Consider the following 9,103-nt stretch of genomic DNA (forward strand, 5'->3'; position numbering starts at 1 on the left):
TCGCATTTTTGTGTGTAATATACTGTTTTTCAGCGTTTTCATATGCTATTATATACAAAAAAGTTGGAATTTACAAAATAGATTTGTTTGACAATAGAGGATAGTGTCAAGTGACATATGAAAAAACGAGCCAAGAAAAAAGGCTCATATTGAACCTTGACAACTGTAGATATTTTACTTTTTGGATAGTGACGCCATCCTTGAGGGCGCACAAAAGCAATGCTCTGATCGTTATAACGACGGCGAGAAACTCAGGAACAGTTCTAAATCTCTCCATCGATATCATAGCATTCTAGCATTGCCTTTGTGTGCCTTCAAGGACACAGCCGTAAGCGGAACTTACGGTGGCTGATATTTAACTCGGGCTCCAAATCTAGGAACAGTTCTCAGACTGCATCTGTTTTATCTGCTGTTGTCCGAGAAAGATGAGGAGCTGCCATTTGCCAGGCATGTTGTCAGCGTTGTCGATCATCTGTACATGATTTAGGACACGAAAACCGGTGTGTTGATGTGGCCGCAGGAAGTTGTAGTAATAAGCTACCCAGAGTGCAAGATCGTAGTTGGCACCGTCGATATTGTTAAAGCCGTTGGTCGGGCGGTAAGAGGATTTATAGGTTCTGCTGAGATGTTCGATCATCTGCTTGTAAGGACGGTATTTCGTGGAAACCTTATCATCGTTGGTCAGCCCGATCACCTGTGTGATGCCAAACTTGAACTTTTCACCGTATTGTCTGAAAAACTGCTGTGCGGCGAGCGGATAAGCACTGTATCCGTCTGCAATGAATTTGAAATGTTCCGGAAGTTTTTCCAGATTTCGGAATGCCATGCGCATTGCAAGGATGCAGGGACCTACACCGCGATTGTCAGAGATCTGATATCCGATAATGGATCGTTTGGCAGCATCCATGATGAACCAGATGTATCCTTTGAACCCGCGGATCTTTATGTAGGTTTCATCGGCGGTAAAGACATTGCCGGTTTTGTAATCGAAGTGATCAACAAGGGGTTTTACGCACAGAGCTGCAGTTTTGCAGTAGTTAGCAACACTCTGATGAGATATTGAAATGTTGTGGATGTCCTTAAGTGCCTGAGAAGTTTTGCGGAGAGACAGTCCAAGATTGACACGATATGTCAGACAGAGCGGCATGACATGTGAGTCAAATTTAGTAAACCGTAATGATGATGCATTTTTTGGAAGGGAAGACAGATCCATCTTAAAGAAATCTATCGTAAATTCACGGTAGATGTAATGGAGTTTATTTCTGCTTTTTCCATGTGCCTCATCAAGATGATTTTTCTCTATTTTTTTGAGATTATAGAGATAGTAAGAGCATTTAGGGTTTACACATTTATGGATGATGAAATGCTTTCTGCTTTTGATGGGAACAAGACTGTGACAGCAATGAGGGCAGTTTAACCGATGATTTTTTGAAAAACGGTTATCTTTAGTGGGCGAAAAACGGGACTGACAGACTTTGCATAAGACTTGAGATTTCTTTTTCCCGTCATTCCACATCAGATAATCTACAGGAGCATCGCAAGCCGGGCAGCGGCAGGAGGAAGGGATATCGCAGGCAACCCGTCGGAATACCGGGCGAAGCGTTTTGTGGTAGCGTTTCTGATAGTATGGGATAAGATCTTTCCAGTTCCATTCCTGTTGAAAAGAAATGATGCGTGGAAGCTGGTCGATCTTATATTTCTGGTATTTTGGGGAATGTGAGTCGTCAAAGGACCACTGTTTGAGAGGTATGTATTGCAGATAAAGTTTAATAATTGACCAATAATTTTACGTTGGTAATTGATGTATTGAAGTAAATAAAGTATAATGTCCATGAGCAATGAAATCCTTTCGTGTTTTGTTTTTGTGGAGATTACATTATACATCAAAAAGGGGGACATTGTTCTTTTTATTGCAAAACCCCATAAAATCAAGGTTTAGAACAATAAAACTAGGTAGTGGCTTGACAATACCCAATAGAGAGAGAGGATACAAAAATGGTAACAGTAGAAACGTATATTAAACATAGGAATTGTTTTATTAAAATTGAACCTGATACTGACATAGAATTTATTACTGATGTTTGTTATTTAGAAGGAGCAATTGTAATAAAATATTATACTCAAGAGATTATGGGATTAAAACAATATGATTTGATTAATCATTTGTGGTCATACTTCATAGATGCAATAGATGAATTAATAGAAGGAAAAAGGGAAACGAGTTTTTGGTTTCCTGACCAACCTTTAAATGTGATATTGAGAAACGAAAAAAATAATCGGAATGGACTTTTGATAATTATAGGTAAAAAGACATATATGGTAGAAAAAAAAGAATTTTTTTTAGAAACATTATCTGCTGCAGATGTTTTTTGGGAATTATTAGCACAATGTGATGTAAGTGTTTTAGAGAGAAAAAATAAAATACAAGAAATAAGAAAAAAATTATGAAGTTAGACATAAAGTTTTCTAGTTTGCGAGTGATATGTATCAGACGAAGGAAAGATATTTGGAACGATGGAAGAAAGGAAACGGAGATTGGAGTTTTTATGAGGAGTGGCTAAATTAAATCTCAAATAGAAAAGGAAACGAAAACAGAGGCGAAGGCTTCATAACATTTAAGGAAAGGAAATTTTGGTAGGGTGACAACCACACGAAAAAATTCCGAATAATAAAAGTATGGTAGTATATCCATGCCGATGTGGAAAAGGATGAATGAGAAAATTATGGAGAAAGTGCTTGATTTTTTGGAGGACAAAAAGCATACTGTGGTTAGGATGTGACGGAGATATATAAAAATGGCAAGGCCAAGAAGACCGAAAGTGGATGTATGCCTGATGGAATATGAGTACGACAGAAAAAAATATGCCAAGCGTCACAATCAAACACTTGCACAAACATTGCGATTAGAAGTCGAGAAGATGATTGCATTGTTGCAAACCCCTATAGATTCTTTTTGTTTATTATAATTAAAGGATTCAAAAGGAAGAGTTTTCTATAAGGAGAGATATCGCAGTGAAGACGCCTTGTATAGATTTACATATTCCGATGCTTATGGCAAAAGGACCTCAGTCTATTCAAGGGATTAAAAATGAGTGTTCCAGATCGGATGTAGGATTTAATCTGCGGTAAAACTGCCGTAGGTGGGAACTATAATTCGACGCGTGACACAGTAAGTGCTCCAAAACATAGCGTTACTGACAAATAACACTCATTTTGCTATGATATCAGTAACCAATGAGTGAGCGTTATACAGAGACAGTTTCAGCAGAAACAGCAAGAAGTGATGCGGCAGCAACATCATTACCATTTACAGCAGGGGAAAACGGAAGTTATACGAGATTTATTCAGTGTTATTTAGAAGATAAAGAAAGACTCGATCAATATTTATTTCCGTTAGTTAATATTGGAGCCCGAAATAATGTTAATATTACAGATAAAGAATTCCTTGAGGGAAGGATTAAAATACCAAAAACTGTAGAGGAACAAACTAAAATTGTTGATATGTTTGAGGATATTAACCACCTCATCACTCTTCATCAGCGAGAATCAATATTTGCTTTTATTACTAAAGAATATAACACATCTGTGAGTGACATAAGAGGGAATTATATAAATGTGACTAATCCTATAAAATAAAAGTATACTTTTATAGGAGATGTTTCACATGCAAAGTACGAATGAGTATGTTACTGATTTTGGTCATCTTCATTTACGCATTGAAGAAATTTTGAAAGACCGTGGAATAAGCAAGACGAAGGTCTGCAAAGAACTGGACATTCCACGTACAAATTTCAACAGATATTGTCAGAACAAACAGACACGATGGGACTTGAAGTTTTTATGTAAATTGTGTTTGTACTTGAAGGTAGACTTAGGAGAATTGACAGAGTACATACCGCCAAACCTGGAAAGTAAATGAATATGAATCATTAGTAAAGAATTAAGAGGAACATGTCAGGAACATGATTCCTCTTTTCTTTTTGCACAAAAGAAAAGAGGCGGCTGTGTTCTGGTGGAGAGAAGGGAGAAGAACACAGATGGGGCGAACGACCAGTAAAAAGATGATTCCGTTATTGTTGCTTAGGATACTATGGATCCATGCAGATAAGGATCATATGATCTCGATGGAATATATATGTGACAGATTGGAGGATGAATTTGAATCGGAAAGAAGGATGGGAAGACCTGCATTGCGGAAACTGGTATCCTCTAACATTCGTCAGCTCAATCTATTTTTCCATGAAACACAGTGGTGCTTGAATGAGGGAGAGGAACTTCAGATCTGTGAAAAAGCGATTGCCAATCCGGAGCAGCCCGGCGGATACATCAAGGTATATTGTCTGAACAACAGATTGTTTTCGGATACGGAGATACGCCTGTTGCATGACAGCATATTATTTTCACCCGGCGTGGACGATGGATGTGCCAGTCGGATTCTGGACAAATTAAAACGTTGTGCAAGCAAATATTTTGGAAGCTGGTTTGAATATGTGAAATACCGGGAGACATTCAAGCGATGCCAGTGTGAGCAGCTTTTTCAATATTTGATGGAAATCGGAAAAGCGATCAAGAAAATGAGAAAAATAACATTCCGGTATCGGAAAAACGGGAAACTATCGGACAGAGTATATACAGTAACACCATATTTCCTGGTCATTAGTGGCGGTTGGTATTATCTTATCTGCAATACGGATGGAAAAGACAATCTGTCTCATTATCGCATTGATCGAATGCAACAGGTGGCAATGCACCCGATGGAGCAGGGAAAGTGCATGAGTCAATTGGAGGGTATCGATTCTTCCTTTGAAATCTCACGATATATGGAGGAACATCCGAGAATGTCCTATGAAAAGCCGGTGAGTGCCACACTTATGGTGGAGGAATATCTTGTTGAAGCAGTGGAAACGGAATTTCGGATCACGTCTAAGATAAAGACACAAGAGCATCTTTTTCGAATACGAATCATATCCACCAAGACGGCAATCTGTAATTGGATCATAAACCTGAGTGAACATATCAAGATCGAAACGACATCAGATCCGACCATCATCGACCAGTTGTGTCAAAAGGCACAGTGTATTATAGAAAATTATCAGAAAACAAATAAAATCACATGATTCTCCGAAAATTCCAAAATAATGGAAATTTCAAATTGTACAATCTCCTTGATGTAAAGGTCGAAAGCGTATGATAAATCATACGATTTCATACGAAACATATAGGTTGAAAGACGAACCGACTCAAAAGTATACTAATTGTAGTTACAAATTGAGTATTGCAAGGGGGAGAGACAGATTAGCGGTACAGTAAGAAAAAGATTGATGGATTATCTGCGGGAAAATCATATGACAGCATACCGGTTTTCAAAGAAAAGCGGTATTCCACAAAGCACGATATGGAGCATTTTGAAAAAAGAAGACTATGAGGTACGGGAGAAAAACATTCGGAAAATATGTAAAGCAATGGGGATCTCTGCAGGTGAGATCATGGAATCTAAAGAGGAGGTAAAACGAAACCTCAGAGCAGGTGAGATCCCGGTGATGCATAAGTATCGAAAGTTGGATGAAGGCGATCAGTTTCGTGTGCAAGGATATATGGATGCATTGCTGGAAAAGCAGGATAGGGAGAAGAGTACATCATGAAATCACCCAAATTACGAAAACAATTAAAAATGGTTGATTTTTTCTGGGAAATAGCATAAAATAACAGTAACAGGACTCCCCGCACCTCTCACATATGTGATGTGTCCCATGGGGAGACATTTTTTTTAAGGAGACAAGGATTGGATAATTCAAGCAAAGTGGAAATGGATTACAAACAGGATAGTCATTACGAAGAAACAGTAATGATGAAATCGCCTAAAACTTATGAGGAACAGGTTAAAATCATAAAGAGAAAGGGATTTATCGTGGATGATGAAGCGTGCGAATCTTTTTTAAAACAGGCAAATTATTATCGTTTATCGGCATATTTTCTGCCATTTAGAAATGCAGATGGAACATATTTTGAAAATATTAATTTCAACAGAATTAAACGCATATATGAGTTTTATGGTCGTATAAGAAATTTGATATTTGAATGTATCGAGACAATAGAACTGTATTTGAGGACACAATTGTCATATTATTGTGGACATGCATACGGTGCATTGGGATACTTAAACCCGGATATATATAATGAAAGGCATAATGATGACAAATTTAAGAGGCTGCTTGACATTTGCATTGAAGAGAACAAAATGACATTAGTGGTGCAGCATCATAAGAAAAAGTATAGCGGACAATTTCCAATCTGGGTGATTATAGGGTTCTTCTCTATGGGGATGCTTTCATATCTGTATGCTGATTTGAAGTCGGTGGATCAGAAAAAAATTGCAAGAGAGCTATATCATACATCAAGTGTGTGTCTAAAAAGCTGGTTGCGCTGCTTAACGGATTTACGCAATCGCTGTGCTCATTATTCAAGAATATATTACTGGTCATTTCCAGCATTGCCTAGGATGCCGAAAAATGTGTCGTTTAATACTAACCGGAAATTGTTTTCGCAGATATTGACGCTTAAATTTTTATATCCCGATAAAAATGAGTGGGAAAGCAGAATTATGACAGAGTTAAGAGCATTGATAGAGGAGTATGGAGATGATATTTCGTTGTCACATATTGGATTTCCGGAAAACTGGGATGAAATGATATAAATATCGTTTATGGAAAAGTATACGGGGGGTGAAATAAATAATTACCGCAATAGGGAGCCGCAGCGCGGCTCTTTTTGTATTGGCAATGATACGATAAATCATACGATTTTGTGCGAAACATATCATCTAGTAAAATGGTAGATTCCTGTTTATACTTGTATTGTGTCCACAGGAAATAATCCTTTCAGACACGGACAACTGAATACGATGATTTCACTGGACGTAAAGAACAGTTACGCATTGCGCCGTGCCGCAGATGCGCCAGGATCGGTAGGACAGACACAAAGGAGATAGCTTGTCAGGTATTCTTTTGATTGATCTGTCTGATGTGAGATGCCGGGAGCGATAACATCCATGCAAAAGAGGAATTATGGTGATTCCGTGGTTGCGACTGTTCTATGATAATGATACTCCCTTTATGGTCTATAAGAGATGGTGCGAGTCCAGAGTGTGCTGCTAACCACAGTGACTGGTGATTTCAACTGGAGATAATTAAAATTTCTGTTTGCGAGAACATATAATATTTGAATTGTAAGTCGTTGCAAGCGGAAATTGAGAAGGAGGTATTTGAAGTGCTGATAAAAAATGTCAATAAGCAATTGACGGAATATACAACAGATCAGATAAATCATACCATAGCGTTATATATAATGAAGAAATGCTGTGAAGATGGGAAAATCTCTCGAGCGGCTTATGAAAAAATGACAAGAAAATATGAGAATAAAATACTTGAAAAAAATAACAGATGATGCTATTATAAGTGATATAAAAAAGAGTAAAAAATAGAAGGAGATATTTGCTTTGGAGAAAAAAAGGACGGTAGCTATATATGCGCGTGTTTCTACAGAGCATGAAGCACAGATTTCTGCTTTGGAAAATCAAATTCAATATTATGATGACATATTGGAAAGACATCCAGAGTGGGAATTGTACGATAAATATATAGACGAGGGAGTTACCGGAACATCTGTAAAGAAGAGACGTAGCTTTATTCGGATGATGGAAGATGCTGCGGCAGGCAGATTTGATCTGATAATAACCAGAGAAGTGTCTAGATTCGCTAGAAATACTGTAGATACATTGCAACAAACAAGAATATTGAAACGACAAGGGGTTGAAGTGTATTTTACGGAGGACAATATCTGGACAATTAAAGATGAGGATGGAGAGTTTCGTCTAACGATTATGGCTACAATGGCTCAAAATGAAAGTAAAAAGATTTCCCAACGAGTAAAAGCAGGGCAAAAGGTATCTTTTGAAAACGGTGTCCTGTATGGAAATGGAAATATATTGGGTTATGATCGTATTGGGAAGGAACTGGTCATAAATAAAGAACAAGCGGCAACTGTTAGAAGAATCTTTGATTTATATGTTGAGGGAAATGGAGCCACAAAGATTTGCTATCAGTTAGAAGCGGAGAATCATTTGACAGCGACTGGTTTAAAACGCTGGCATCCAAGTAACATTACAAGGATTTTAAAAAATCCATTTTACTGTGGAGTTATTGTATATAGAAAACAGTATGTTCCGGATTTTCTGGAACAAAAGAAAATAAACAATTTCGGAGATGTGGATCAGATAGTGGTCGAAGGAACACATACGCCGATCATATCTAAGGAACAATTTGAACAAGCACAAAAAATTATAGATGCAAATTCAGTGCATCTGAAAACGGGAGAAAGCGGAGAACGAAGAAGAGGAGTAAAACGATCCCCTGATGTTTGGTGCCGTAAGTTAAAATGCCAATGTGGAAATACATTTAATCGAGTTGTATGGCACACAGGCAAAGATAAGCCAAAGCAATGGGCGTACCAGTGCTATGGACAGGTTAAAGGCGGCAGTATCAAAACACGCCTCAAAAAAGGACTTAGCATAGAAGGATGCTGTGATATTAAAATTGTGCCTCGCTGGAAACTGGAGGCTATGGCAGATGTTATCTTCAAAAAGTTTTGGGGTGATAAGAAAGCAATTATAAAAATTTGTAATGACATGATTGATACTTGTTGTGAGGAACAAGTTGAAAATACACGACTTGCTGATTATCAGGCATTACAAAGAAAAATGGAAAAGTGGAATAACCGTTATGACAATCTTCTTAATATGCGAATGAATGGAGAGATTGAAAAGGAAAGGTATGACGAGAAAAGAGAACAATTGCTTAAAGAGCAACGGAAATTGCAGGAGGAATTTGCCCAATATGATGAACAGGAAGACCTAGAAGAAGATCTGTACGAAAAGAAAATACAGTTATTAAAGGCTGGAATAGAACGGGATTTTAAGTTCGATACAGCACATCTTCCGGATGAAATTATAGATGATTTTGTGGATGAGATAGAGGTACATCAAGATTATTTTGTGTTAGTGTATAATTTTCATTGGCAAAAATAAGTAATTAAAAAGGGAAGAAGG

At 37.6% G+C, this 9,103-nt stretch carries 10 protein-coding genes; 9 read left to right on the forward strand and 1 reads right to left on the reverse strand.

From position 1 onward, the window contains the following. Positions 1 to 373: 373 nt before the first annotated feature. Entirely contained in the window at positions 374 to 1,516 is a 1,143-nt protein-coding gene (locus DW019_RS08185; protein WP_347474412.1) for a DDE-type integrase/transposase/recombinase, read from the reverse strand. A gap of 479 nt (positions 1,517 to 1,995) precedes the next feature. Here DW019_RS08185 and DW019_RS08190 point away from each other — a divergent pair, with 479 nt between their 5' ends. From DW019_RS08190 to DW019_RS08225, 9 genes are all read left to right on the forward strand, one after another. Next, complete coding sequence (locus DW019_RS08190) at positions 1,996 to 2,448, forward strand: hypothetical protein (protein WP_118443075.1); 453 nt, start codon at positions 1,996 to 1,998, stop codon at positions 2,446 to 2,448. Between the two features lie 347 nt (positions 2,449 to 2,795). Further along, positions 2,796 to 2,966: a hypothetical protein gene (locus DW019_RS15040; protein WP_182431073.1), complete on the forward strand. Its 171-nt coding sequence runs from the start codon at positions 2,796 to 2,798 to the stop codon at positions 2,964 to 2,966. A gap of 268 nt (positions 2,967 to 3,234) precedes the next feature. Beyond that, positions 3,235 to 3,636 (forward strand): restriction endonuclease subunit S, encoded by a 402-nt coding sequence (locus DW019_RS08200; RefSeq protein WP_118443076.1) that lies wholly within the window; start codon positions 3,235 to 3,237, stop codon positions 3,634 to 3,636. A 28-nt stretch (positions 3,637 to 3,664) separates the two neighbouring features. Beyond that, positions 3,665 to 3,919: a helix-turn-helix transcriptional regulator gene (locus DW019_RS08205; protein WP_118443077.1), complete on the forward strand. Its 255-nt coding sequence runs from the start codon at positions 3,665 to 3,667 to the stop codon at positions 3,917 to 3,919. Positions 3,920 to 4,037: 118 nt separating this feature from the next. After that, entirely contained in the window at positions 4,038 to 5,117 is a 1,080-nt protein-coding gene (locus DW019_RS08210; RefSeq protein WP_182431074.1) for a WYL domain-containing protein, read from the forward strand. Between the two features lie 204 nt (positions 5,118 to 5,321). Beyond that, positions 5,322 to 5,642, forward strand: coding sequence for a helix-turn-helix transcriptional regulator (locus tag DW019_RS08215; RefSeq protein WP_118443079.1), 321 nt, complete (start codon positions 5,322 to 5,324; stop codon positions 5,640 to 5,642). 140 nt (positions 5,643 to 5,782) lie between these two features. Next, entirely contained in the window at positions 5,783 to 6,694 is a 912-nt protein-coding gene (locus DW019_RS08220) for an Abi family protein (protein WP_118443080.1), read from the forward strand. Between the two features lie 572 nt (positions 6,695 to 7,266). Beyond that, on the forward strand, positions 7,267 to 7,443 hold the full coding sequence (locus DW019_RS15045) for a hypothetical protein (protein ID WP_182431075.1): 177 nt from the start codon (positions 7,267 to 7,269) through the stop codon (positions 7,441 to 7,443). 52 nt (positions 7,444 to 7,495) lie between these two features. Continuing rightward, complete coding sequence (locus DW019_RS08225) at positions 7,496 to 9,082, forward strand: recombinase family protein (RefSeq protein ID WP_118443081.1); 1,587 nt, start codon at positions 7,496 to 7,498, stop codon at positions 9,080 to 9,082. The last annotated feature ends 21 nt before the right edge of the window (positions 9,083 to 9,103 follow it).

Source organism: Clostridium sp. AF37-5, assembly GCF_003477605.1.
Lineage (GTDB): Bacteria > Bacillota > Clostridia > Lachnospirales > Lachnospiraceae > Eubacterium_F.

Coding starts and splice junctions, on each gene's coding strand:
- DW019_RS08190 (WP_118443075.1), top strand. CDS start 1,996: ATGGTAACAGTAGAAACGTATATTAAACATAGGAATTGTTTTATTAAA.
- DW019_RS08200 (WP_118443076.1), top strand. CDS start 3,235: ATGAGTGAGCGTTATACAGAGACAGTTTCAGCAGAAACAGCAAGAAGT.
- DW019_RS08210 (WP_182431074.1), top strand. CDS start 4,038: ATGGGGCGAACGACCAGTAAAAAGATGATTCCGTTATTGTTGCTTAGG.
- DW019_RS08185 (WP_347474412.1), bottom strand. CDS start 1,516: ATGTGGAATGACGGGAAAAAGAAATCTCAAGTCTTATGCAAAGTCTGT.
- DW019_RS08215 (WP_118443079.1), top strand. CDS start 5,322: ATGGATTATCTGCGGGAAAATCATATGACAGCATACCGGTTTTCAAAG.
- DW019_RS15040 (WP_182431073.1), top strand. CDS start 2,796: ATGGCAAGGCCAAGAAGACCGAAAGTGGATGTATGCCTGATGGAATAT.
- DW019_RS08205 (WP_118443077.1), top strand. CDS start 3,665: ATGCAAAGTACGAATGAGTATGTTACTGATTTTGGTCATCTTCATTTA.